Below are 22,014 nucleotides of genomic sequence, written 5' to 3'. Positions count from 1 at the left end.
CCATACGAGCTTGGCCCAGACATCGTCGGCGATGATCCTCGGGTTGGGACCGATCAGAGCGACCAGGCTCTTCGGTGTGGCAAATGCCGCATGGGATCAAATCGTCGCGGGATCAGCTCCCACTCTTGAAGATCGCGAAAGAAGATCCGCAGCGTGGAGATGCGGCTCGCACGAGTACTTGGGGCGAGTATCTTACCTCGGCTTCTGATATGAACTGGATCGATGCTTCCCCAGTCTCCACCATGCCACTGACAGACGACGGAGATGAGTTCCGCGGCAAGATCACGAGTCCAATCGCCTGGTGAGAGAACCGTTGGATGTACATGACCGAGCCAACGACCGACGTTGAGAAGGAAGTAATAGCTCTGGGTTCTGGAACTCCTCGCGTAGGTGGATCGATCAAACCAGAGACGGCAGAGGCGCGCCCACTCAGGTGGCACGCCGAGAGTAAGGGCGGGCGAAGACTTCTTGTCGGAAACGGGTCGATGGATCTCAAGAGCCTCCGGAACGGTCCCCATGCTGGCCAGCACACGGGAAAAAGCAACGATGGAGTAGCTCCCAAGGCGTGGTGGCTTCCGTGCGATCACCGCCTTCAAATGCTCCAATGTAAGCTGATCAAGATGGGGCGAGCGGATGAAGAGCAGCGTCTCAAATACAGTCCGCATGATGCGATCACTCATGCCGTGCTTGATGTATCCCCACTCCAGAAGTAGTGCGTGGACACGGTCGGAGACGGTCTTCATGTAATCGCGGCCAAACACCTTGCGTGCGAGGCACACGTAAACGACGTGGTCGCACTTGAGACGGTGTAGGTCAGCAAAGTCACAAAGCAAGTAAGCGATGGCGACGATGTGCTGACGCTCCATCCTTCTCCGCTCGATGGAATCGATCCACTCTTCGGTAGTCCATCCCCAAAAAGAACGCTTACGCTCAGCCATCTCACGCAGGAAGAACAGCAGCACATACTTGCGATGGTTGGTCTTGATCCCCGTATAGTCGAGCGTATCGTTGAGCGGCTGCACCAGCCGGTTGAGCGAAGGACCAAAGTCCATCGTTCGGCCGTACCTGTAGAAGCGATATGCCTCTGCATAGCGTGTCAACATCTCTTCTTCGCCCGCGGTGAGCATGGCACAGCGGTCGTATCGGGAAAGCTCAATGGGCCATGTCCAGGGTCCGTCGTCCGCCTTCTTCGGCTTCTTCTTCTCAGGTCCCCACTGGGCACGGGCGCTGCGCTGAAACAGTGATGATCGTTGCTCGGCGGTCAAGTTATCGACCCACCGACCAATGTTGTTGTGCCATGGCTGTCCATCCTTCCTGACTCGCTTGACTGTCACTGGGCAACCTCCGCAAGCATCTGAACGCGGCGGGCGTGAAGTTGAGCCATACCCGCTGCGAGCTTGAGCGAGAGGTCGCGTCCACTGAGATGGATATAGAGCAGTGTGGTCTGTACGCTCCGATGTCCGGCGAAGGTTGCAATCTCGTGTATGTCCCAACCCGAATGGGCAAGGTCGGTCAGACAAAGATGGCGAAGGGTATGAGTTGAGAATCGTTCGACGCCCGCTCGTCGTGCAAGGTGTAGGACGATCTTCGACCAGCTCCATATCGAGATCGGTTCGGTATAGTTGCGGTGAGACTCGGAGAGGAACAGCGGCCCGCGCTTGCTGCCGAGGGTCCTGCGATGCACGAGATAGCGGCCAAGCAACTCACCACTCGATGCGGAATAAGGAAGAGCGCGCTCGCGGCGTCCCTTCGTACTCTCGGTTCGAATCCGGAGAATGCGTCTCGACGGGTCAATGTCACTGCTCTGGAGACTGCAAAGCTCTTCGCGGCGAAGTCCAGCGTCATAGGCAAACGCAAGCATCGTCCTGTTACGGATGGACTCCTGTCGTGCTGCCGCAAGAATCCGGTGCCAGTCTTCCTCGTTAGGAATCCAGGGCAGCTTTTGCTGACGTGCGACCATCGCCCGTCCACTGCCGGTCTGTGCGGCTGGGTTGTTGGAACGCGTTCCCTCTTCCATCAGATATCCATGGAAAAGGCGAACAACCGTTAGTAGCTGCTGTATCGTCGCGTTCGCTAGAGCGACCTCGCCGGCTTGCAACGCTGCGAGATACAGTCCCACGTCCGCCCGCGTCGCGGAGACGGATGCAATGCATGCCGACTTCAAGAATGCAAGATACCTCTCCGATGCCCGCGAGTAGGCATCGAGCGTGTTGGAGGATAGGCCACGGTGCGACTGCAACAAAAGCCACGCTTGGGCGTGAGGGTCTGATGCGACCAACGGACACCGATCCCAACGGATCGGGTGAACAGTAAACTCGAACGGCACATGAACCTCCTGGTGGAGATCCAAGGAGAACAGCCTGGACACTAATTCCGCCTCATGCGGGGAGCGCGGCGGCGGCGAGCCAGCGGAAAACACTTGCGGTTGCCCTGATTCCACATAACTTACACTGGTCGCCCTGAACGTCCGCAAACAGGCTCGTATTGAATCCGCTGCGACGTGGGCAGGTGACGCAAGCCCCGGCCTCTGGTTTGAGGGTAGGGTCTTCACGGTCGAACGGTGCCTCGGCAAGATTCAGGTAGAGATTGGCCTGAATCCACGCGCTAAGGTGCTTAGCCGGAAGCAGGTGTGCTTCCTTGTCCTGCCAATCCTTCCGCCAGCAGTTTTCGAAAGCGTCTGCTTGATGCTCTTGCGGCAGACGGGCGATGAGGTTGGCATGGCTGGCCGTGATGCGCTCCTCCACGAATGCCTGGGCGACCTCGGGGATAAGCTGCAACAACGAGAGACGCGCATAGATGTGGCTTGCGCTCTTGCTGGATTTGGCGACAAGCGCGGCAACATCATAGCCGGGAAGGTCTAAGAGACGCTGAAAACCCTGCGCCTCCTCGTAAGGATGCACGTCCACACGCTGCGAATTCTCAACTTATCTTGAGTCCGTCAAAGGATGTCTACGACGTCTATGATGATGCGTTTCCCTTCGTCGTGGAATCGTTAACTGTAGAGCGTCTATGACGTGCAGTAGGAGTGAAGTTCTCTGCTTGCCGGAGGAAGGTTAGCCCGCATTGGCGCAGTGAGCGTAGCGTACTGCGCCAATGCGGGCTGGCGCCCTTGCCTCTGGAGGTAGATGTGATCAAAGTGCAACGAATCATCATGACAGATAGCCATGAGCGCAGTTGGATCGTTCTCGACGCGAACGGCCGACCCATTACAGAAGTCAATGAATACCTGCTGTATCTTCACCATCTTGGACGCTCGCCGAACACGGTGCGAGCGTATGCCCATCATCTTCGGTTGTTCTATGAGTTCCTGAGCGATCGACAACTCTCTTGGAAGGGGGTCGTGCTGAACGACCTTGCATTGTTCGTTGGCTGGCTACGTCAGTCGTCCGCCTCTGCCCACAAACAGCGCTGTGACACAACGATCAACGTGATCCTAGCCGCGGTGGGTTCGCTCTATGAGTACCAGGATCGGCTTGGCATCGAGACAGAGGTCAGCCGGTCGCGACGGTTCGGCGTAAGGAGTCCCTACAAGCCGTTCCTGCACCACATCAATCGCCGGCAATCCCTTCGCCAGTCTGTGATGCAAGTGCGAACGACGAAGCGGTTGCCCAAGGTGCTTGCGGCAGTAGATATACAGCGCCTTCTGGAAGCCTGCACTCATCTTCGAGACCGGCTTCTGTTGAGTCTGTTGTATGAGAGCGGAATGCGTATCGGCCAAGCGCTTGGTCTGCGGCACGCAGACATACGTTCGTTCGATGGGGAGATCGAGATCGTTCCGCGCTCGAATCTCAATGGGGCTCGCACGAAGTCACGCGATCCTTATGTGGTGCATGTCTCCAAGCAAGTCATGGCGCTCTATGCGGACTATCTGGTGCATGAGTATCGAGAGGCCACTCATGACTATGTGTTCGTGAACTTGTGGGGTGGCCGCATCGGAACACCAATGCGCTATGCGACGGTCATCGATCTATTCCGAGCGTTGGGAATGAGAACCGGGCTTCACGTCACTCCACACATGTTCCGCCATACGCACGCGACCGAGTTGCTGCGGTCTGGCTGGGATGCGGCCTACGTACAGAAGAGGCTGGGCCACGCCCACATCCAGACAACGACGAGCATCTATGCTCATCTGTCCGGAGAAGACATGGGAGAGGCCTATGCACCTTATCTTCGGGAGCGTGCGAAATGAGCCGCTACACAGAGCGATGGAATCGCGCCAAGCAGCGTCGTCTTCTTGCACAACTGGAGGGCTTCTGGAGCGACAATGTGTGGGATATGCAGTGCTGTTCCATCGAAGGTCTATCTCCAAAGTCTAGCCAGCGCCGTCTCCGCTTCCACTGCAAATCGGCGGCGATCAACGGCGAGTTGAAGTATGTGTTCCGGAAGAAGTTCGTTGAAGGCCAATGGAGAAGCACACAGGAGCTGACGAAGGTCCACCTTCTTGTGAAATGGCTGAACAGCCTGAAGCATCTCCCGCTATCGCTTATGGAGCATGATCTGGAGTGGTGGCGGCGCTCCTATACGAGCTATCTGACAAAGCGTGGCATGTATCGGATGGGAACGACCTGCCGGATGGATGGCGATCAGCAGCCGTCTGTTACGCCACGCGACAGTGCTTACATCAGCACGTTGCGCCAGGCCTATCTTCTGCTGAGCGATGCTTACGACGAACGTCCAGAGCAGGAGAAGGACATCTGGGATCTTCGCCGTCTGTCGATGCTGCATAATCCTACGCTATCGCCCGGACCGCTTAACTTCCTGCTGATCCAACAGCCATGGTTGCGTACGGCAGTGAAGTCCTTCTTGTTTTACTGTCTACCGATCTATGCCGAGGGTACATGCCGGACGCGGTTGCAGGCGGTGGTCTGCTTCTCCGAGTTCCTTGCAGCAGATAGGCCACATGCAACCGTGCGGTCGATCACGCGCCGCTGCTGTTGCGCTACCTCGCCTATCTTCCTAGCCGAGTATGTACCGGAACGCGGAAGAACCACATCATCAACCTTCGCACGTTCCTCGAACTGGCTCACCGTGAGCGATGGCTGTCGGTTGGCCCGGAACGTCTGATCCATGATGAGGAGGTTCCACAACCTGCGAAGCGTCAGCCGCGATATATCCCTTCCGCAGTGCTGGACCAGTTGAACCAACATCTGCACGAACTTAAACCGTGGTGGATGCGCATGGTGCTGATCCTGCAGGAGTGCGGAATGAGAATCAACGAACTGCTGCAACTTCCTATGGACTGCCTGTCTCAAGATGCACGAGGCGTCTTCTACCTTCGCTATCTTCAGGGTAAGGTTCGACGGGAGAATACGATACCCGTCTCGCAGGCGATCGCGCGTGTCGTGCAGGAGCAGCAGGAAGCTGTTCGTGCGCGAGGTAACGCATCGACGTTGTTGTTCCCCAACGAGCGAGGTCGTCCCACACGCCAGGCTAGCTTCTCGCAGGCGATCAATCATCTGGCTTATGTCCATCAGATCAAAGATGTGACGGGAAAGCTGTTCCGCTTCCAGTCGCATCAGTTCCGTCACACGGTTGGAACGCGGATGATCAATCTCGGTGTGCCGCATCACATCATCCAGCGTTACCTCGGGCATAAAGGCCCGGAGATGACCAGCCGCTATGCCCATATCCACGACAGCACGATGCGCGAGAAGCTGTCGGAGTACCTTGCAGGGACGCTGGTCGATGTCACTGGCAAGAAGGTCATGGAGAACACGGCGAACGATACAGCGGAGCTACAGTGGTTCAGTCGAAACGTGCTCGCGCAGGCTCTGACGAATGGCTTCTGCTCTATCCCTACAGTCGCTGGCCCATGTCCTCATCCCAATGCTTGTCTGAACTGCGCCCACTTCCGAACGGATATCACCTTCCTTGATGTTCATCGCTCAGAGTTGCGCGAGACAGAGCGCGTGATCGCCAAAGCAGATGCGAATGGATGGGTACGTCAAAGCGAAATGAATCAGCGGAAGCGGGAGAACCTGGTGAATATCATCACGTCTCTGGAGGTGCCAAATGCGTAGAAATCTAGTGGGGCTTGAACGAAGCACGCAGCTCAGAAGCAAAGCTGCGCTGGAAAGGGCGCAGAATGCCATCCGCCGTATGCAGACCGACGAACGGTCGATCAACTTCCGCACAGTCGCCGCTGAAGCTGGAGTCTCCACGGCATGGCTCTATAAAACCAAGCTCCTGCGTGAGCGCATCATGAAGCTGCGGACGGTCTCGAAGCCAATCGCAGAAAACACAGGCAAAGACCGTAGACTCATCTCCCAGGAACGAATCATCGCCACGCTACGGCTTCGCGTCAAGGAACTGGAAGCGAAGAATAAAGAACTGAAGGAACAACTGGAACTGTCCTACGGCCAGCTTGTACGACGACCTTCAAACGATAAACCTGCACGTCGTGGACATGTCCACGACGTGCAGAACCGCAACAAAAGAAAGAAATCGCTTGACGACTATAGATAATTCAATTAACTGCCATTCGAGCGCCTGCGCGTCGTCGATGTCGACGATGCGGGCGGGAAGGGAAAAGAGGTCTGCAAGCTGCGCGGCACGGAAGCGCCTCGCTCCCGCGACGATCTCGAAGCCTTCCGCTTGTGGTCGCACGGTGATGGGTTGAATCAGGCCGTTGGTGCGGATGCTCTCCGCCAGTTCGGCCAGCTTGCCCTCGTCGAAGGTGCGGCGGGGGTTGGTGGCGGATTCATGGATGGTGTCGATGGCGATGTATTGGAATTCGCTGCTGTTCTGCATGATGCCCTCCTGTGGGCGTGGGCTATGGGCATGAGGTTGTAGAGCGGAGGCGTTCCCCTGCATCCGCTCCGAGGGCGGGAAGGGGTTAGCCGCGATTGTGCTTTTGCGGGTCGAAGACTTCGGCGAAGCCCTGCGAACGCAGGTTCCTGTCCCAAAGCTCCGCGAATCGCTTATGCTGAATATGCAAAGCGATCAGATGGATGTAATGGTCACGAACGACCGTGCGGCTCCACTCTTCGGCTCCGACGTAGTCGTTGCGCCAGTACTGTGTGAAGCGCCGGATTATGTGAAGTCGGACAGAGAAATGCAGTCAGGACGCGGGATATCAGCGTTCTGACTGCACATAGTTAGAGCGACGCGAGGAAGGCAAGGAGCCTGTCATCAGGCTTGAAGCGCTTGAATGTAGAGCTTGAGGGTGTGACCTTAGCGAGGGCTTTTTCCTTCAACGCGATGCTTGTATGGAGGTAGCCGTTGGTGGTCTCGATGCTCTCGTGTCCGAGCCAGAGTGCGATAACGGAGATGTCCACTCCCGCATCAAGGAGCGCCATAGCGGTTCCATGTCTGATCGTGTGAGGCGAGATGCGCTTCTTCTTCAAGCTGAGGCAGTGTGCCGATGCAGCAGCAACGGCCTTCTGTAGCAGGAGTCGCACGGCAAAGCGGCTCAGCGGTTCGCCGCGAACTCCCGGAAAGGCTATGCCCCCGGTGTTCTCGCGAAGCCAGTCGCGCAAGATACGTGCGGTGGACGGCCATAGCGGAATCGCACGTTCCTTGCGGCCCTTGCCGTGGAGATGGACGTAGCTGTTCTTGCCGCTGCCGATCTGATCGGCGCGCAGAGCGCACAGTTCAGAGACGCGCGCGCCGGAGTTGTACATGGTCAGCAGCAAGGCATAGTCACGCCGGCCGCACCAGTGCTTGCGATCGATGCTGTTGAGGATGGCGTCCATCTCTGTGCGAGAGACATACTCCAGAAGCCGCGTATCCGTTCGCTTCATCGGAACGGCGAGCACGCGTGTTGCTGTTCCAACGCACTCGGGATGATGGAGAGCCACCATGCGGAAGAACGACCGTATGGCCGTGAGCCGCAGGTTGCGGGACACAATAGAGTTCTTGCGCTGCTGTTCCAGGCTGTCGAGAAAGCGCAGAATGATCTCCGCATCAAGCTGTTCGATGGCAAGGTGCGAAGGCTCGATCTTCAGTTCCGACTGCACGAACTGCAACAGGAGACGGAACGTATCCCGATAGCTCGCCAGCGTCTGTGGGCTGAGTCGTCGCTGAGCGATGAGGTAGTTGGTGAAATAGCGTTGGAGAAGAGGGCCTGCAAGCATCATCGGCGGTCTCCTCTCGGCATCAGTTCTGGATCGAACAATGCACCGGCATCGCGAAGGAGATCCGGCGTAGCGCTCAGATACCAATAGGTGGTCTCCGGCCCTTGGTGACCGAGATACACAGAGAGCCATGGAAGCTGCTTCCGAATGTCGGTGCCCTCACGCTGCCAAAGCGTCAATCGCTTCACAGCGAAGGTGTGCCTGAAGCAATGCAGTGTGGGCCTGCGTTGGCCTGCAGACGGAGCGATACCGGTCTGCTTCAACAGCTGGCGGAAGGTGTATCGGAGTGGGTTATAGATCAGCGGTCGGCAGATCGTGTTGGTGAAGAATGGCTCAGCTTGGCGGCCCCGCAACGCTGTTGCTCGCGCGCTCATGTAGTGCCGCAGATGCTCCACGGTCGAGGGATGGAGCACAACGTTGCGTGACTTCCCAAACTTCGTCTCGTGGATATAAAGGTGTGCTTGCGTCCGATCGAGCCTCACGTCAGCCATCGTCAGTCTTAGAGCTTCACCGATACGAATGCCTGTGCTGGCGAGCAGGCCGATCAGAGTGCTGACCGTCGCCGCACGAAACCTGAGCGGGTTCCGTGCGGCTGCTTCCATAAGTTGATGAATCTCCTGGTCAGAGAAGATGTAGGGCGCGCGGCGCTTATACCGCCTCCGGAACTGGCTCTGCGGAACGCCCGTCTGTTCTTCGAAAGTACGAATCTGCAGCAGGAACGCGCGGATGGCAAGCAGGCGATGCTCATCGCGATAGGGCCTGCCTAGCGAAGAACCCAGCATCACCCAATCCATCGCGAACTCCGTGTGGATCGGCCAAGGACATCCGTGCTGTCGCCATCGTTCAAGAAAGCTCCGGAGCAGCGCTTCTTCATATCTGAGGCGTCTACGCTGGTCGCCTTCAAAATAAGGGCTACGCCTAGCGCGAGTCCTCTTCAGCGCAAGGAATGCTTCGAGGTGTTGGGACAGAGCTTCGAAGGTCATCGCTCACCTCCCGCCCACGGCAGAGCAACCTGAGCGAGCGCCTTCATGTCCAGCTTGGCGTAGATCAACGTCGTAGAAAGATGGCGATGGCCGAGCAGGTCCGATACATCCTTAAAGGACGCGCCATGGTTCACCATGCTGGTGGCGACGGTATGACGGAGTGAGTGCGCGGAACCTCCGATCACACCCGCTCGCTTGAAGAGGTACTTCGAGATCGCCTTGATATGCAGGCGTCTCATCTCATCAGGGAAGGTTGAACGACTGGAATCAAAAATCCAGAGCGGGACACTGGAGAAGGTTCGAAGGTAGGCGACAAGCGCCTTGCCCACATCTTCCGGCAGCGGAAGTATCCGGTCGCGTCGGCTCTTCTGGCTGCATATCCTTATAGAGCCTGCTTGCCAGTCGATATCCTGCCACTTGAGATGAGCAACTTCTTCGCAGCGCAGACCGAGCCGCAGTAACAGCAACAGTAACGCACGATCTCGGCGCGCTATCCACCTGTTGCCCTGTGATGCCTTGAATAGAGCACGTATCTGCTCACTCGAAAGCTGTCGCGGAAGATGCGCGTGACGCTTCGTCGCAGTCCTGGGAAGAGCTTCGTCCCATCCCTTCGGCACCATGTTGTTCTCTGCGAGATACCGCAGAATCGTGCGCATGCTCGTCAGCGAAGCGCGTTGCGTGCCCCGGTTGGGATAGCGCTCGAACTCGGCTGTCAGAAACCGAACGATGTCCGTGAAGCAAATGGCATCCCATGCGATCGTCCCATCGCCAAAGCAATAGCGGCAAAGTCGCCGCAGGATGCGGCGTTGAATCTCACGTGTCGATGCTGCGAGACAGCGTACCTCTCGCGCGTACAGGTCATAGCTGGCCACGCACTCTGCGAGCGATAGCTCCTTCTTCGATGACTGGTCCATAGTCTCCTCGTGCCGACCGGATGTCGGCATGAGAAGAGTCCCGAACTATGTTGAGTAGTGCAAATACAAGAGCCGCGTGAACACTGCGCCCGAGCTATGTCGCGAGACTCCGCTTCACATAATCCGGCGCTTCACACAGTATTGGCGCAATGACTATGTCGCCATAGAGCAGTGGAGCCGCTTTATTCGCGAGGGCAACTACTGCTATCACTCGCAACTCCACACGGAACACGAACGCTTCGCCAAGCTATGGGACAAGAACCTGCGACTGCAAGGTTTCGCCGAGGCCTTCGAGCGGCAGCGACACCAACACGCCTAACCCAAGTTTCTCCGCCTACGGAGCGGATACAGGGCAGCGTGTGCGCTCCACAACCGCCACCATCGACAGCCCACAAGGAGGGCACCATGCAGGACAGCAGCGCATTCCAATACATCGCCATTGACCAGATTCACGAGTCCACCACCAACCCGCGCCAGACCTTCGAGCAATCCAAGCTGGAAGAACTTGCCGAATCCATCCGGCAGCATGGCCTCATCCAACCCATCACCATCCGTCCCAACGCCAGTGGCTTCGAAATCGTGGCCGGGGCGAGGCGTTTCCGCGCCGCGCAGCTTGCGGAAGTGTTTTCGCTTCCGGCCCGCATCGTGGACCTTGACGACGCCGCCGCGATGGAGTGGCAGTTGGTTGAGAATTCGCAGCGCGTCGATGTGCACCCATACGAGGAGGCGCAAGGCTTTCAGCGTCTCTTAGACCTGCCCGGCTACGACGTGGCCGCGCTAGTTGCTAAGTCGGGCAAGAGCGCCAGCCACATCTATGCGCGTCTCTCGTTATTGCAGCTTATCCCCGATGTCGCCCAGGCCTTCGTGGAGGAGCGCATTACGGCGAGTCACGCAAACCTCATCGCCCGTCTTCCTCAGGAGCATCAGGCCGAGGCGTTTGAAAACTGCTGGCGCAAAGACTGGCAGGACAAGGAAGCGCACCTGCTTCCCGCCAAGCACCTTTCGGCGTGGATACAGGCCAATCTCTACCTGAACCTTGCCGAGGCACCGTTCGACCGCGAAGACACCACCCTCAAACCAGAGGCCGGGGCTTGCATCACTTGCCCACGTCGCAGTGGGTACAACACCAGCCTGTTTGCGGACGTGCAGGGCGACCAGTGCCTTGATGCGCCATGCTTCCAAGCCAAGGTCGCTGCGCACATCGACCGCGAGATTGCCGCGCGGCCTGAGCTCGTCACCATCGAGACCGCATGGAGAGCGCCGAAGGAGCAGCACCCCGGAGCCTTGCAAAAGCACCAGTACCGCGAACTCGACATCCCCGATAACCCAGATGCCGAGCCGCCATGCCCTCACACCAAATCCGCCCTGATCGTGTTCGGCAAACATGCCGGACATACACTGACCGTCTGCGTTGACCCCGATTGCCCGGTACACAACCCGCGCGAAGCTGCCCGCGTTGCTGCCGATCTGGCGCCCGTCATGGCACCCGCTGCCGAAGAGGAGACGGAGGAAGAAGCCGCACAGCGCCAAGCCGAGCACGAGCAACGGATGGCCGAGTACAACGCCGAACAGGAGCGTAAAGAGGAGGAGCGCAAAGCCGAATTCGAGCGTCAGCAGAAGGAGTACGAAGCCGAACAAGCCCGCCGCGAAAAACAGCGCAAGGCGCGTCTTGCCACCTTCGACCGCATCCTCGACCAAGCACCCGCGATGTTCACAGCAGCGCAGCTTCACTTCTTCCTGCGCTTGGTGGTCTACATCGACCCGTACAGCTTCCTTGAGGAAGTCGCCAGCCACTTCGCAGCAGATGACGAAAATCACGAACAGACCGAGCACGAGATCGTACTTTCCGCGCTTGAAGCCACCACCGACGAGAAGCTAACCAGCTTCGCCCTGCGTCTCGCCTTGACCGACCATCTCGGCATCCCGCGCGACACCGACCCCGACTTGCTGACGGAAGCCGAGGCCGTGTTCGTCCCGCCTCAGGCAAAACCCAAGAAAGCGACGAAGGCCAAAGCAGCCCCTAGCCTTGTCAAACCAGCCGAGAAGAAGACAACGGCGAAGAAGCAGAAAGCGGCCTAAGCATAGATATCGTGGCCCCGGATTCGTCCGGGGCCGATTTGTCTCTGGATTGCTCAAAAAACCGCGGGAGAACCCCCTTCGGTTTCTCCCGGCCCTCATCCCGCCTGGCACCGGCCCTCGCTCGCCGGCTGCGCGGCAAAGAGTCAAGTTCCTCCTCTTTGCATTCTTCCCCTTTATTGCCTGCGGCGCTCAACTGCCGTGAAGCGCGTCTCCCGTTACCTTTCTTCTGCGTGAAGCCGGGGTGAAAGACTCAACATGAGCGGCACAACAGCAAGTGCCGTGATGGCAGTAGCGACCACGGCCCAAACGATACCGGTCTTATCACCTAGGCGCCCGTAGATCACAGGGGCCAGTGCGCTTGCGCCGAGAATACCTGTGTAGAAGATTCCAAAAGCCCGCTCGATGCGATGCGGAGCCACAAGTTCCGGAACCGTGCCGTAAAGAACGGACGACGTGCCATTGAGCATCACGCCGAGGAACGGCAAGATGATGATCCCTGGGATGAGAGGAAGAACCAAGAACGAGAGGATGGCAACAGCGGTACCGATTTCAGTCGTGAGCACAGTCGCCAGCAAACCAAGACGTGCTCCAAGCCAGCCGCAGGCTGCTTTCCCAAAAGCTCCGCCAATGAATACTAACGATAAAGCAATACCCACACTCGTTTGCGATGCACTTTTCGTCTTCATGAGAAAAGGCAGGAACAACAAAAAGCCCATGCGTGTGGCTGTATCAAGGATTCCGATTACAAAGAGTAGTGCGAAGCCCACCTTGCCCTTAGTCTGGCCGATCGGCACAACGACCACTTCCATGTCGCTGGCAGGAGTTGGAACGGGCGGCATGAATAGCCGTATGGAGACTGCAACGAGCAAACCTAGCCCGGCAGCGAACCAGAGCGTTGAGCGCCAATGCATCAGCGTCAGCAAGAAAGAGACGACTGGTGGAAGTGACGCCTTGCCGAGGTCACCAGCAAAGTTATATGTGCCTAGGGGGCCGCGAGACTTCTCGCCATAAGCCCGCGACACGGCGCCAGAGGCAAGTGGATGTTGGGTGCTGCCGCCGAAGCCTGCCAACGCCAGCGCGCCGACCAAGCCTATGAGACCGCCTGAGAGGCCAGCCACTGCGTAGCCAGTTGCGCTGAACAATGTCCCGAGCGCGAGAACCGTTCGCGGGTTCAAGTGCTTCGCAAGCTGCGTTGACGGAACCTGGAACGCTGCCAATGTCCCGACGTAGACAGCGCGAACAACGGCGAGAGCCGCGTAATCAAGTGAGAACTCCGTCTGCCATATCGGGAGCAGCACGTAGATCGTGTCCACGTAGCCGTCATGAAGTGCATGCGCAACACATGCCAGCGCCAGAGTATGCCTAGCGTCCACAATCCCAGACCTTCCATCAGCCATGCTTGTCCTCGCTTCTATAAACGATTGTCAGAGGAGTCTGATTAGGCGATCTAGAACGTTTCCCCATCGCTGGGCATTATTCTCCTCTCTGTTTCTGGTTCCCGATCGGAGCTTGCTTACGTACTTTGGTGGACCAGCCTTCACCGGGAGCGTCATTTACAACCTAATCCATACCTATGCACTTCCATGCGTACTGGGCATCGTGCCCTATGCTTTCCCGTCGCCCGCTGTGCGGCCAACTAAGCCTTGTTTGGGTCACCCACGTCAGCATGGATCGGCTGCTTGGTTATGGCCGGAAGTATCCGGAGCCTTTCAAGTTCATGCACATCCAAAGCAGCGCGACCCCGATTACCAAACTCGCGGTATGAGGGAACGGGTCCGAAAATGGGCCGATCGCGAATCTTCAGCCGCGCCGCGCACCTCCAATGATGAGCTCGATACCTTCCCGATAGCGACGGTCGAACCGGTCAAACAAGATCGGACCGCTCTGGATCAAGATAGGTAGTCCCTTTCCTTCTAGCGCCGCCTTTCTGGCAGCGAGGTCGTACTGCGCTGATCGCTCTCCTGGTCGCGTAAATACGGCCTGCTCTTCCATGACGAAGCTTTGGGTGTAGGCGTTGATGGTGCTCATGAGGACTACCGTCTGACGAATGGTGAAACCGCCGTCTACAATGCGCTTCGCGATACTTTCGGCAACCGTCATGTAGCGCGTATCTGTGAGCCGGCTCCCAGTGACTAAACGAGCGCCGTCCCTATAACGAAGAAGAACCTTTCGCAGCCCTGTCCCAAACGCCGCGGCGAAGACGCTCCAGTCCGCATCTGCTTTTCTCGGCAACAGCTCCGGACTTCCTTCCGCGAGGATTAGGGTTGCCATCTCGTCAATGAGGTCCTGTTTGCTCTTGAAATGCCAGTAAAGGGTAGCAGCTTGGATGTCCAGCTTCTTGGCGAGAGTTCGCAGTGTAAGTTCTTCTAGTCCCACTTCGTCCAAGAGCCTCAAGGCCTCCCGGAGAACCCGGTCGCGATTCACTTTCATGCTGATACGCTAACGACGCTTGACCTGAATGTCAAACACCGTTAGATTTTCCCTAACGGCGTTAGATATATGTGACACGTCAGGAGGAAGTCATGAAAGCAGCCATCATTCGCACAGCAGGAGCAAAACCGGCCTTGGGAGAGTTTCCGGATCCAGTCGCCACAACCGGGATGGAGGTTATTGCTGTGGCCGCCTCCGCCCTCAGCCAGTTCAGCCGGTCGAGGTCGTCCGGCGCCCACTACAGCTCGGACGCGGAATTTCCCGTCGTTGCAGGAGCCGACGGCGTCGGGACGACGGACGATGGAAGACGGGTTTACTTCGTGATGCCGCAAGCTCCCCATGGAGCCTTAGCGGAACGAACGCTGGTACGTCCAAAACTGACCGTGCCGGTCCCCGACGACCTCGATGATGTGTCCGCCGCGGCTATCGCCAACCCTGGCATGTCCGCCTGGGCCGCTCTCGTGGAGCGCGCGGCGTTGAAGCCTGGCGAAACTGTTTTGATCAACGGTGCGACAGGCACCGCAGGTCGCCTCGCGGTACAAATTGCCAAGCATCTTGGCGCAGGCAGAGTGATTGCGACGGGGCGCAATGAAGCAGAGCTGGAAGAGCTGCGGGTCATCGGCGCCGATGTCCTTGTTCCATTTAAGCTGGGGCTGCTCCACCCATCAGGGGAAAAGCAATACGAAGCCCCCCTCAAGGACGCTATCGCGGGCGGCGTAAACGTCGTCCTTGATTACCTTTGGGGCAAGAGCGCACGGACCGTTATGGCGGCCATCGTCCGCAGCGTCGAGGACGCAACGCCGGTGCGTTTCGTTCATGTGGGAGGCGCCAGTGGAGAAGAGAGCATCGATCTTCCCGGCGCGGCACTACGTTCCTCCTCAATCCAGCTGATGGGAAGCGGCTTGAAGAGTGTTCCTCTGGAAAAGCTGCTCTCCGCGATCGCGAACGTATTTGCGATCCGCAGGTCTGGAAATCTCCAGATCGCCACCCGCACCGTGCCTTTGTCGGCGGTGGAAGAGGCCTGGGATGCGCCCGGGAAGCCGCGTCTCGTAGTCAGATTCTGAGCTAGCTGTCCGGGCTTTGCTGCGATGAGTCCGCCCGATCCTAGAGGACCATTGCGCGTTTGCAAGGTGAAACTTTCTCCTCGCGCTCACATCATATATAGCAGTGCTATGTAAAAGCAGAGCGCTAGAACTAAACCCGAACTTGAGGAGAATGCATATGTCTAGGACAATGTCAGCAAGCGAATACGCGGTGGAGCAGTTTTTCCGCGCTCTTTCCGACCGCGATATTTCGATCGCACCCCCTGTGCTCAGCGAAGAAGTAAACCTGACCATCCCTTACGCTTTGGCTGGTGGAACAGACCCGGAACGCGTTTTCAAAAGGAAAGATGCGGTACTGGGTTACCTCGGCATGGTGCTTGAGAATTTCACGCGATCCGTTATCACCGATCGGCAGACATTCCTCACAGACGATGGCAGGACTGTCTTCGTGGAGGGCCGTGGTGACCTGATCCGGAAGTCGAACGGTGAGCCCTACCGAAACCTTTATGTCTTCCGCTTCACAATCTCCGATGGGCACATCACGGACATCCGCGAGTACGGCAATCCGGTCATCTACGCGAAGGCTTTGGGCCTTCAGATCGGTTGACCTCAGCAGCCGGCTGCTGGTCCTTCCCGCGATCGGCAGCTAATGCCACGACCGCGCGGAATGAGTCTGCGGTCAGGAACGTGACCCATCCTGCCGGCTCGGTGATCTTCGAAGGCCTGATGAACAGCGACCGTGCACAGTCCCGCGTTCACTCCTCGGTCGTTGAATGATTATCAGGGAAGGATTGATGCTTTCTTATCATCGCTACGAACGCTGTGATCTCCCGAATCACCAGATCAGGCCTATCGTTCTGGATGTAGTGGTCGCTGCCTTTGGCGATGATGCGGATGCTCTGAGTGGACAGAGCTTTTGATTCCTCCTGCATCTGGTTCCAGACGACTGAGTTCGCTTTCGCGACAGAAGCGGGCCAGTTAGAAGAAAGTACCGTTGGGTCGCGCGAAAGAATCAGGACGGGAAGATCACCGAAGGGTCCTGCGTGGATCGTCTCTTCTCCTGAAGCCCGTTCTGCATCGAGTTCATTCTCTATTGCGGCCATTTGAGACGGAATGCACGAGTCGGCCTTGATCCATGCGCTGTCAGCTTCAAAGCCCGGGGGAATGGATGTGCAGTCTCCATGGAGCCGATACCAGCCCAGCGTCATAAGCAACTTCTGCCACGGCATCTCACGACGCTGGTCGTCCTGGATCTTTACCAGTGCCTTAGGAATGCGGTCGTCCTGCAGCGGCGTAGCTCCATCGACGAACACGAGCCCGGCCAGATCGCCAGGATAGTGCGCCGCGTAAGACCGCAGATAGATTCCTGAGATCGAGTGTCCCACCAGAACAAACGGCCTCTGGATAGAGGCCGCCCCGATGAGTTGATGGAGTTCCGAGGCAATCGCGTTCGCATCCTGAACGCCGGGACGCGATCCGCTCCAGCCAAAGCCGGCGCGATCGTACGAGCAAACTCTGGTTTGCCGTGAAAGCGCAGGCTGCACCCGCGCCCAGCTCGTGAAGTCATCCCCGAGCCCTGAACTCAGCACGATCGTTGGGGAGCCTTCGCCCGTGCAGTACAGGTGCATCGGATGGCCGCCAATGTTGTATAGCTTGCCAGGAACTCCAGCGATCGCACGATAGTGGCGAATGCTTAGCTCGTTGTAGGCAAATCCACAAACCCCAGCCAATACACACACAAGAATAATGATCGTGCTGATTCTGATGAGAAGCTTGCGGAATACCATCCAACTCATCCTAACAAAGCTGCCTCAGTTGCATAATTGAGCCGTCGCGTCTCGCTGGACGCGTTCAGACCAATGCGCTCATAGCGCAAGGGCGTGGCTCCTACAGCGGGACATTAGTCCTGTGAAACGCGGTTGCCTCCAGTAATCGGCGCACTTGCGAAATGCCGAGTTTCCCGATACCAGGTCTGCAATTTGGGAATCACATGGGCGGACTTACCTGTCCGATTCGGAACCTAGGGACCATACTTTGCGTATGGTGAGCTATGCAGAGAATGTTGCGGTATGGCCTTGTCCTTATGTTCATCTCACAGGCTGGCTTGGCCTTCGCCCAAAGCAAAGCCCCATCGCTCGATGACGCACGGATCTCTCCTACGCTTTACTTTCCAAGTGCGGCCGCCGAACTCTCCTCGCGGGCACCCTTGCAAGCGCTGGTGGCAGAGAAAATCAAGCAGCTTCCGAATGCTTCCGTCGCGCAGCTTGCCCACGGTCTTGATGGAGCGGACGAACTCTTCATCGCCCTGCAACGCCACCTTGCTTACATCAAGGTGCAGGCTTTGGAGAATATTGATGACCAGGCACTCCGTGCCGGCGGCGACCAGATTGCTGCTGCACAGGCGCAGTTGGATACTGCCATGGCACAGCGGCTACGGCTGGTGCCGCCAGCCGAGATTACGTCCCTGGGCCGATATGCGTATCTTGCCCAGCAGCTTCAAGGCGAGGTACCCACGGTTACTCACAGAATGCTGAGAGGTATCGCGATGCGGTGACGATACCGCTGGAAGCGAGCCTTTCCGACAGTTACGACCGAACGATCGAATTTCTGGGAAAGGGCGGCAAAGAGATCGCTTCGCCTGACACGGCTACGCGCCGCACGGCTCTGGCCGCGCGCAAGAACGCTTACGATCAAGCTGCTCCTGCCCCTGGCCGCGCGTCTTTCCGACAGGCAACGGCTCGCCCAACCCCAAGGGCCTCGACTTCTACAATCGGCTTCTCGATGAGCTCCACAACGCCGGCATCGAACCCTACTGCACTCTCTTTCATTGGGATCTTCCCCAAACCCTCGAAGACAAGGGCGGCTGGCAGTCCCGCGACACCTCAAAAACGCTGACTGCGTTTGTTCGTCGTGCGGATGAAGGCACGCTCTCCCAGCTACTGGTGGAAGCAAGCATCCTGCTGGCGTCCTCGCGGGAAAATCCCACCTCGATACTCGAAGATGCCGCCACTGCCTACAAGGTGGATACTGAAGCCATCGCCCTCAAGGTGAAGCAGGAGTTCGTTGCGAAGGAGAAGGCAAAGAAGGTACCACAAACAGCAGCTAAGACCGCGAAGAAGGCGGCCTAGCTATACATCCAGCGAGGGGCGGTGTTGCACCGTCCCTCGTCTTTCCGGGCCAAAATCGCGCAGGGAGAAACCTTGCTGGTTTCTCCCTGCACCCTCATCCGGCCTTTCCCGGCCCCCGCTCGCCGGCTGCGCGGCAGAAGGCGTTCTCCTTCCTGCACTTTCCCCTCGGCTGCCTACGGCCCTTTCTCACCATAAGCACGTTCCATGTAACCTATCCTGCAGGCAGCTTACTCGCAGCTACGAGCACCGCTGCGATGCTCATGAAAACTGCAACGCCAACCCCAACCAACACTCGAGTATCCTAGCCGGCGCTAGAAAAATGGAAGTCTCAATAGGGTAGTCAGGAGCTTGCTAGCTGGTTAATATCTTCAACTTCTAGAATCGGCTTCGGGTAGCCACGCAGAATGCATTTGATCATTGCAAGTCCGAGCTCCTGCATGGTGCTGACGTAGTTGGGAAATAGCTTGTCGAGAATGGGGTAGAGCAATGTGATGAGCTTGTAATAGCCCTTCACATTGCGCTGCGTTGGAAAAGGCTTCATGAAGCCGGGGCGGAAGCTGTAGACGTGCTGAAAAGGCAAGCGCATGAGGTTGTTTTCGGTGCGGCCTTTAACACGAGCCCACATCACACGACCCTTTTCTGTGCTGTCGGCCAGGTAACCGGAGACGAAGATAAAGATCATTTGAGGGTTGAGGGCGACGAGCACCTCGGCGAAGTGCACCGTGATGTCGTGAGTAATATGCGTGTAGTCAGCCTCGTTCATACCAGCGGAGCTGATACCCGCGCAGTAGAGGCAGGCATCGTAGCCGGCAAGCTGGGCAGTGACGCTCTCAATGTGCATAAAGTCGGGGACGAGAAGTTCTTTAAGCTTGGGATGGGCCAAGGTGGAGGGCCTACGGCTGACCATAAGAATCTGAGCAACGGCAGGGTGTTCGAGTGCTTCCAAGAGCACACCTTCACCGACTAAGCCGGTGGCTCCGGTGAGGATGAGATTGAGGGTCGCGGTTTCGTTGAGCATGAACGGCTCCTGTTTGCATCGTAACCCGTTGGACGGGTCCGTTGCAGAGGGTGCGAAGAGACACCCGGTTGGAAGTCATGCCTGGGTTGCTCCACTCTTGAACCGTTGAGATCTGGGGCATTTTCGAACGATCAGAAATCTTCCGCACCACCCTCACAACAACTCTGCGAGAAGAATACACAGGTAAACTTTACAGAAAACTGTTAACTCGGTTACTGTTTTGGTATGGCTAAGACAGCGATACCCACCAAAGACGCGGCATTTGCGTCCACGCTGGCAGCAGAGTTGCGCGCCACGTTCGGGAATCTCAAACGGAAGCTCCGACAGCAGGGCGAACAGAACGATTTCACTTCGTCTCAGATCGCAGTGATTCTCCGATTGGAGAAGGACGGCCCGGCAACGGTATCGAGCCTTGCCAGGGCGGAGGGGATGCGTCCTCAGTCAATGAGTGCTGTTATCGCTCCGTTGGAAGAAATGGGATTTGTCGCGGGATCTGCCGACCCAAACGACGGGCGAAAAACGCTTATGTCACTAACAGAAGCCTGTGAGAGATCGATCGAGGACGGGCGTGCCGCTCGTCAGGACTGGCTCGCGCAAGCCATCCAGCAGAAACTTTCTCCCCAGGAACAGAAGCAGGTATCTACAGCAATACACCTGCTTGCGCGACTCGCCGGTGATTGACTGTCCTGCCGCGAAGCAGGCCATCCACACTTCGGTCGCTACTTTTCAAAGGAGGATGCTGTGCCACCCACCATACTTGACCCTCAAACTGCGCTGATCGTGGTGGATCTTCAGAAGGGCCTTCGCGACATACCGTCTCTCCATCCCATAGCAGGTGTCATCGACCATTCTTGTCAGCTTATCGAGGCCTTTCGCAGGCAGAAGCTGCCCGTGGTTCTGGTTAATGTCACCGGGGCCGCTCCGGGACGGACAGAGGAGCCTCGACGGCACCGGGAGCTTCCCGCCGACTTCGATGGACTGATGCCCGAACTGCATCAGCAGGCAGGTGACATCCTCATCAGAAAACGCACTTGGGGGGCCTTTGCGAACACCGACCTGGAAGCTCAACTAAAAACGAAAGGTGGGACGCAGGTCGTTCTCGCGGGCGTGGCCACCGGTACGGGCGTAGAGGCCACGGCTCGCCAGGCGTACGATGCGGGTTTCAATGTGACGCTTGCCATCGACGCCATGACGGATACGCGGGCTGAGGCGCATGCGTACAGTCTTTCTCATGTATTTCCTCGCCTCGGAGAAACCGGGACGACTCAAGAAATTATCGATCTCTTGGGGAAAAGGAGCTCTAACCAATGAACTGGATTCATCTTGTTTCGTACTTCTTTGGCGGCATCTTCATAGCGAACGCCGTTCCGCATTGTGTCAGCGGGGTGATGGGACAGCCCTTCCAGAGTCCCTTCGCAAAGCCGTCCGGAGAAGGTCTCTCTTCGTCGACGGTCAACATCCTCTGGGGATTTTTCAATCTGATCATCGGCTACGTGCTCGTGGTGCGTGTCGGACACTTCGATCTGGAATTGACAGGTGACGTTCTTGCGCTTGCGGTTGGCGCACTCCTCATCAGCCTGTTCTCGGCGCGGCATTTCGGCCAGTTTCACGGAGGCAACACCCCGGGGCGCTCATGAAGAATCCGCTCTCCAGAGCATTCCGAGCTCTGAGGAACTTCAACTTTCGTCTGTGGATGGCAGGCGGTCTGGTCTCTAACATCGGGACGTGGATGCAGCGCGTGGCACAAGACTGGATCGTGCTGACGCAACTGACCCACCACGACGCGACTGCCGTCGGTATCGTTACGGGTCTGCAGTTCGCTCCGCAATTGCTGTTGCTGCCCTGGAGCGGTTTGGCCGCGGACCGTTTCAACCAGCGCAAGCTGCTGATGCTCACGCAGGCATCCATGGGGGCGCTTGCGGCCCCATGGGCATTCTGACCATCTCAGGTCACGTCCGGCTTTGGCATGTGTATGTGTTTGCCTTTGTCTTTGGCGCCGCCGCGGCGCTCGATGCGCCCGTGCGACAAACTTTCGTTGGGGAGCTGGTGGGTAACGAGCACCTACCCAATGCCGTCGCACTCAACTCGACTTCGTTTGTCGTCGGCCAGATGATCGGACCAGCTGTGGCCGGTGTGGTATCGCGAAGATAGCAACTGGCTGGGCATTTCTCCTCAATGAGCTGTCCTTCGGCGCTGTTCTGCTCTCCATGTACCTGCTGCGCGTCCACGCGACACGGCGCCAGAGGCAAGTGGATGTTGGGTGCTGCCGCCGACGCCTGCCAACGCCAGCGCGCCGACCAAGCCTATGAGACCGCCTGAGAGACCAGCCACTGGGTAGCCAGTT

28 protein-coding genes and 3 pseudogenes are annotated in these 22,014 nt (G+C 57.6%); 18 read left to right on the top strand and 13 right to left on the bottom strand.

Features of this window, described 5'->3' with window-relative positions; genetic code table 11:
- Positions 1-53: 53 nt before the first annotated feature.
- The 4 genes and pseudogenes from CHB87_RS13150 to CHB87_RS13140 form a co-directional block, all read right to left on the bottom strand.
- Positions 54-1,265, bottom strand: a complete 1,212-nt coding sequence (locus CHB87_RS13150) for a site-specific integrase (protein ID WP_142988340.1) — start codon at positions 1,263-1,265, stop codon at positions 54-56.
- Between the two features lie 65 nt (positions 1,266-1,330).
- Complete coding sequence (locus CHB87_RS13145) at positions 1,331-2,017, bottom strand: tyrosine-type recombinase/integrase (RefSeq protein WP_245817975.1); 687 nt, start codon at positions 2,015-2,017, stop codon at positions 1,331-1,333.
- Positions 2,018-2,326 (bottom strand): annotated as a pseudogene (locus tag CHB87_RS22915) (site-specific integrase); the annotation flags it as partial.
- A 52-nt stretch (positions 2,327-2,378) separates the two neighbouring features.
- Positions 2,379-2,906, bottom strand: coding sequence for a ParB/RepB/Spo0J family partition protein (locus CHB87_RS13140; protein ID WP_245817974.1), 528 nt, complete (start codon positions 2,904-2,906; stop codon positions 2,379-2,381).
- Positions 2,907-3,127: 221 nt separating this feature from the next.
- On the opposite strand from CHB87_RS13140, the gene CHB87_RS13135 reads away from it, so the two are divergent.
- The 4 genes from CHB87_RS13135 to CHB87_RS21955 are packed head-to-tail and all read left to right on the top strand — an operon-like array spanning position 3,128 to position 6,465.
- A complete protein-coding gene (locus CHB87_RS13135) occupies positions 3,128-4,189 on the top strand; it encodes a tyrosine-type recombinase/integrase (protein ID WP_217897052.1) in 1,062 nt (353 codons plus the stop codon).
- The gene (locus CHB87_RS22300) at positions 4,186-5,064 is read left to right on the top strand and encodes a hypothetical protein (protein ID WP_176441746.1); all 879 of its coding nucleotides are present in this window, start codon (positions 4,186-4,188) and stop codon (positions 5,062-5,064) included. The genes CHB87_RS13135 and CHB87_RS22300 overlap by 4 nt, the downstream gene beginning before the upstream one ends.
- A gap of 59 nt (positions 5,065-5,123) precedes the next feature.
- Complete coding sequence (locus CHB87_RS13130; protein ID WP_217897051.1) at positions 5,124-6,020, top strand: tyrosine-type recombinase/integrase; 897 nt, start codon at positions 5,124-5,126, stop codon at positions 6,018-6,020.
- A complete protein-coding gene (locus tag CHB87_RS21955; RefSeq protein WP_142988339.1) occupies positions 6,013-6,465 on the top strand; it encodes a DUF6262 family protein in 453 nt (150 codons plus the stop codon). The genes CHB87_RS13130 and CHB87_RS21955 overlap by 8 nt, the downstream gene beginning before the upstream one ends.
- On the opposite strand, the gene CHB87_RS13125 is transcribed toward CHB87_RS21955, so the two are convergent.
- The 5 genes from CHB87_RS13125 to CHB87_RS13105 all read right to left on the bottom strand — a co-directional run bounded on the left by CHB87_RS13125 (position 6,379) and on the right by CHB87_RS13105 (position 9,972).
- A complete protein-coding gene (locus tag CHB87_RS13125; protein WP_245817973.1) occupies positions 6,379-6,750 on the bottom strand; it encodes a ParB/RepB/Spo0J family partition protein in 372 nt (123 codons plus the stop codon). The two genes, CHB87_RS21955 and CHB87_RS13125, sit on opposite strands and share 87 nt — an antisense overlap.
- An 85-nt stretch (positions 6,751-6,835) precedes the next feature.
- Entirely contained in the window at positions 6,836-7,033 is a 198-nt protein-coding gene (locus tag CHB87_RS22910; protein WP_425432482.1) for a DUF6908 domain-containing protein, read from the bottom strand.
- A gap of 64 nt (positions 7,034-7,097) precedes the next feature.
- Complete coding sequence (locus CHB87_RS13115) at positions 7,098-8,078, bottom strand: tyrosine-type recombinase/integrase (protein ID WP_089408900.1); 981 nt, start codon at positions 8,076-8,078, stop codon at positions 7,098-7,100.
- Positions 8,075-8,869, bottom strand: a complete 795-nt coding sequence (locus CHB87_RS13110; protein WP_176441744.1) for a tyrosine-type recombinase/integrase — start codon at positions 8,867-8,869, stop codon at positions 8,075-8,077. Before CHB87_RS13110 ends, CHB87_RS13115 begins: the two co-directional genes overlap by 4 nt.
- A 185-nt stretch (positions 8,870-9,054) precedes the next feature.
- The gene (locus tag CHB87_RS13105; protein WP_176441743.1) at positions 9,055-9,972 is read right to left on the bottom strand and encodes a tyrosine-type recombinase/integrase; all 918 of its coding nucleotides are present in this window, start codon (positions 9,970-9,972) and stop codon (positions 9,055-9,057) included.
- Between the two features lie 76 nt (positions 9,973-10,048).
- Between CHB87_RS13105 and CHB87_RS22605 the strand changes: the two genes are divergently transcribed.
- Together CHB87_RS22605 and CHB87_RS13095 are read left to right on the top strand one after the other, a co-directional pair.
- A complete protein-coding gene (locus CHB87_RS22605; protein WP_425432479.1) occupies positions 10,049-10,291 on the top strand; it encodes a DUF6908 domain-containing protein in 243 nt (80 codons plus the stop codon).
- 86 nt (positions 10,292-10,377) lie between these two features.
- Positions 10,378-12,051 (top strand): ParB/RepB/Spo0J family partition protein, encoded by a 1,674-nt coding sequence (locus CHB87_RS13095; RefSeq protein WP_089408897.1) that lies wholly within the window; start codon positions 10,378-10,380, stop codon positions 12,049-12,051.
- Between the two features lie 215 nt (positions 12,052-12,266).
- Here CHB87_RS13095 and CHB87_RS13090 read toward each other — a convergent pair whose 3' ends face one another.
- Complete coding sequence (locus CHB87_RS13090) at positions 12,267-13,448, bottom strand: MFS transporter (RefSeq protein WP_089408896.1); 1,182 nt, start codon at positions 13,446-13,448, stop codon at positions 12,267-12,269.
- Between CHB87_RS13090 and CHB87_RS22905 the strand changes: the two are divergent.
- Both CHB87_RS22905 and CHB87_RS22900 read left to right on the top strand, forming a co-directional pair.
- Positions 13,447-13,665, top strand: a pseudogene (locus CHB87_RS22905) (DUF4260 family protein); the annotation flags it as partial. The gene CHB87_RS13090 and the pseudogene CHB87_RS22905 sit on opposite strands and share 2 nt — an antisense overlap.
- Positions 13,625-13,816: a DUF4260 family protein gene (locus CHB87_RS22900; RefSeq protein WP_089408895.1), complete on the top strand. Its 192-nt coding sequence runs from the start codon at positions 13,625-13,627 to the stop codon at positions 13,814-13,816. The pseudogene CHB87_RS22905 and the gene CHB87_RS22900, both read left to right, overlap by 41 nt.
- A 35-nt stretch (positions 13,817-13,851) precedes the next feature.
- Here the strand turns inward: CHB87_RS22900 and CHB87_RS13075 are convergent, their stop codons facing one another.
- The gene (locus CHB87_RS13075; protein ID WP_089408894.1) at positions 13,852-14,481 is read right to left on the bottom strand and encodes a TetR/AcrR family transcriptional regulator C-terminal domain-containing protein; all 630 of its coding nucleotides are present in this window, start codon (positions 14,479-14,481) and stop codon (positions 13,852-13,854) included.
- A gap of 92 nt (positions 14,482-14,573) precedes the next feature.
- Between CHB87_RS13075 and CHB87_RS13070 the strand changes: the two genes are divergently transcribed.
- Together CHB87_RS13070 and CHB87_RS13065 are read left to right on the top strand one after the other, a co-directional pair.
- Positions 14,574-15,545, top strand: coding sequence for a quinone oxidoreductase family protein (locus tag CHB87_RS13070; RefSeq protein ID WP_089408893.1), 972 nt, complete (start codon positions 14,574-14,576; stop codon positions 15,543-15,545).
- Between the two features lie 157 nt (positions 15,546-15,702).
- Positions 15,703-16,131, top strand: a complete 429-nt coding sequence (locus tag CHB87_RS13065; protein WP_176441740.1) for a nuclear transport factor 2 family protein — start codon at positions 15,703-15,705, stop codon at positions 16,129-16,131.
- Between the two features lie 148 nt (positions 16,132-16,279).
- Here the strand turns inward: CHB87_RS13065 and CHB87_RS13060 are convergent, their stop codons facing one another.
- Entirely contained in the window at positions 16,280-17,311 is a 1,032-nt protein-coding gene (locus CHB87_RS13060) for an alpha/beta fold hydrolase (RefSeq protein ID WP_176441739.1), read from the bottom strand.
- A 296-nt stretch (positions 17,312-17,607) separates the two neighbouring features.
- Between CHB87_RS13060 and CHB87_RS13055 the strand changes: the two genes are divergently transcribed.
- The 3 genes and pseudogenes from CHB87_RS13055 (at position 17,608) to CHB87_RS13045 (ending at position 18,652) form a co-directional block, all read left to right on the top strand.
- Positions 17,608-18,078: a hypothetical protein gene (locus tag CHB87_RS13055; RefSeq protein ID WP_142988338.1), complete on the top strand. Its 471-nt coding sequence runs from the start codon at positions 17,608-17,610 to the stop codon at positions 18,076-18,078.
- A 157-nt stretch (positions 18,079-18,235) separates the two neighbouring features.
- Positions 18,236-18,415 (top strand): annotated as a pseudogene (locus CHB87_RS13050) (family 1 glycosylhydrolase); the annotation flags it as partial.
- A 51-nt stretch (positions 18,416-18,466) separates the two neighbouring features.
- Positions 18,467-18,652: a hypothetical protein gene (locus CHB87_RS13045; RefSeq protein WP_089408889.1), complete on the top strand. Its 186-nt coding sequence runs from the start codon at positions 18,467-18,469 to the stop codon at positions 18,650-18,652.
- A gap of 340 nt (positions 18,653-18,992) precedes the next feature.
- Here the strand turns inward: CHB87_RS13045 and CHB87_RS13040 are convergent, their stop codons facing one another.
- The gene (locus CHB87_RS13040; protein ID WP_089408888.1) at positions 18,993-19,670 is read right to left on the bottom strand and encodes an NAD-dependent epimerase/dehydratase family protein; all 678 of its coding nucleotides are present in this window, start codon (positions 19,668-19,670) and stop codon (positions 18,993-18,995) included.
- Positions 19,671-19,895: 225 nt separating this feature from the next.
- On the opposite strand from CHB87_RS13040, the gene CHB87_RS13035 reads away from it, so the two are divergent.
- Genes CHB87_RS13035 through CHB87_RS22765 form a run of 5 tightly spaced genes read left to right on the top strand, consistent with a single transcriptional unit; the run spans position 19,896 to position 21,821 of the window.
- Positions 19,896-20,351 carry a MarR family winged helix-turn-helix transcriptional regulator gene (locus CHB87_RS13035; RefSeq protein WP_089408887.1) on the top strand — a complete coding sequence of 152 codons (456 nt, stop codon included), beginning with the start codon at positions 19,896-19,898 and terminating at the stop codon, positions 20,349-20,351.
- 60 nt (positions 20,352-20,411) lie between these two features.
- Positions 20,412-20,981 carry a cysteine hydrolase family protein gene (locus tag CHB87_RS13030; protein WP_089408886.1) on the top strand — a complete coding sequence of 190 codons (570 nt, stop codon included), beginning with the start codon at positions 20,412-20,414 and terminating at the stop codon, positions 20,979-20,981.
- Positions 20,978-21,307, top strand: coding sequence for a hypothetical protein (locus CHB87_RS13025; protein ID WP_089408885.1), 330 nt, complete (start codon positions 20,978-20,980; stop codon positions 21,305-21,307). The genes CHB87_RS13030 and CHB87_RS13025 overlap by 4 nt, the downstream gene beginning before the upstream one ends.
- Positions 21,304-21,609 (top strand): MFS transporter, encoded by a 306-nt coding sequence (locus tag CHB87_RS22770; RefSeq protein ID WP_217897050.1) that lies wholly within the window; start codon positions 21,304-21,306, stop codon positions 21,607-21,609. The genes CHB87_RS13025 and CHB87_RS22770 overlap by 4 nt, the downstream gene beginning before the upstream one ends.
- A complete protein-coding gene (locus CHB87_RS22765) occupies positions 21,597-21,821 on the top strand; it encodes an MFS transporter (protein WP_217897049.1) in 225 nt (74 codons plus the stop codon). The genes CHB87_RS22770 and CHB87_RS22765 overlap by 13 nt, the downstream gene beginning before the upstream one ends.
- The last annotated feature ends 193 nt before the right edge of the window (positions 21,822-22,014 follow it).

Origin of the sequence: Granulicella rosea (assembly GCF_900188085.1) — a bacterium.
In the GTDB taxonomy this organism is placed as follows: domain Bacteria; phylum Acidobacteriota; class Terriglobia; order Terriglobales; family Acidobacteriaceae; genus Edaphobacter; species Edaphobacter rosea.
This window is presented reverse-complemented; position numbering and strand designations above follow the sequence as displayed.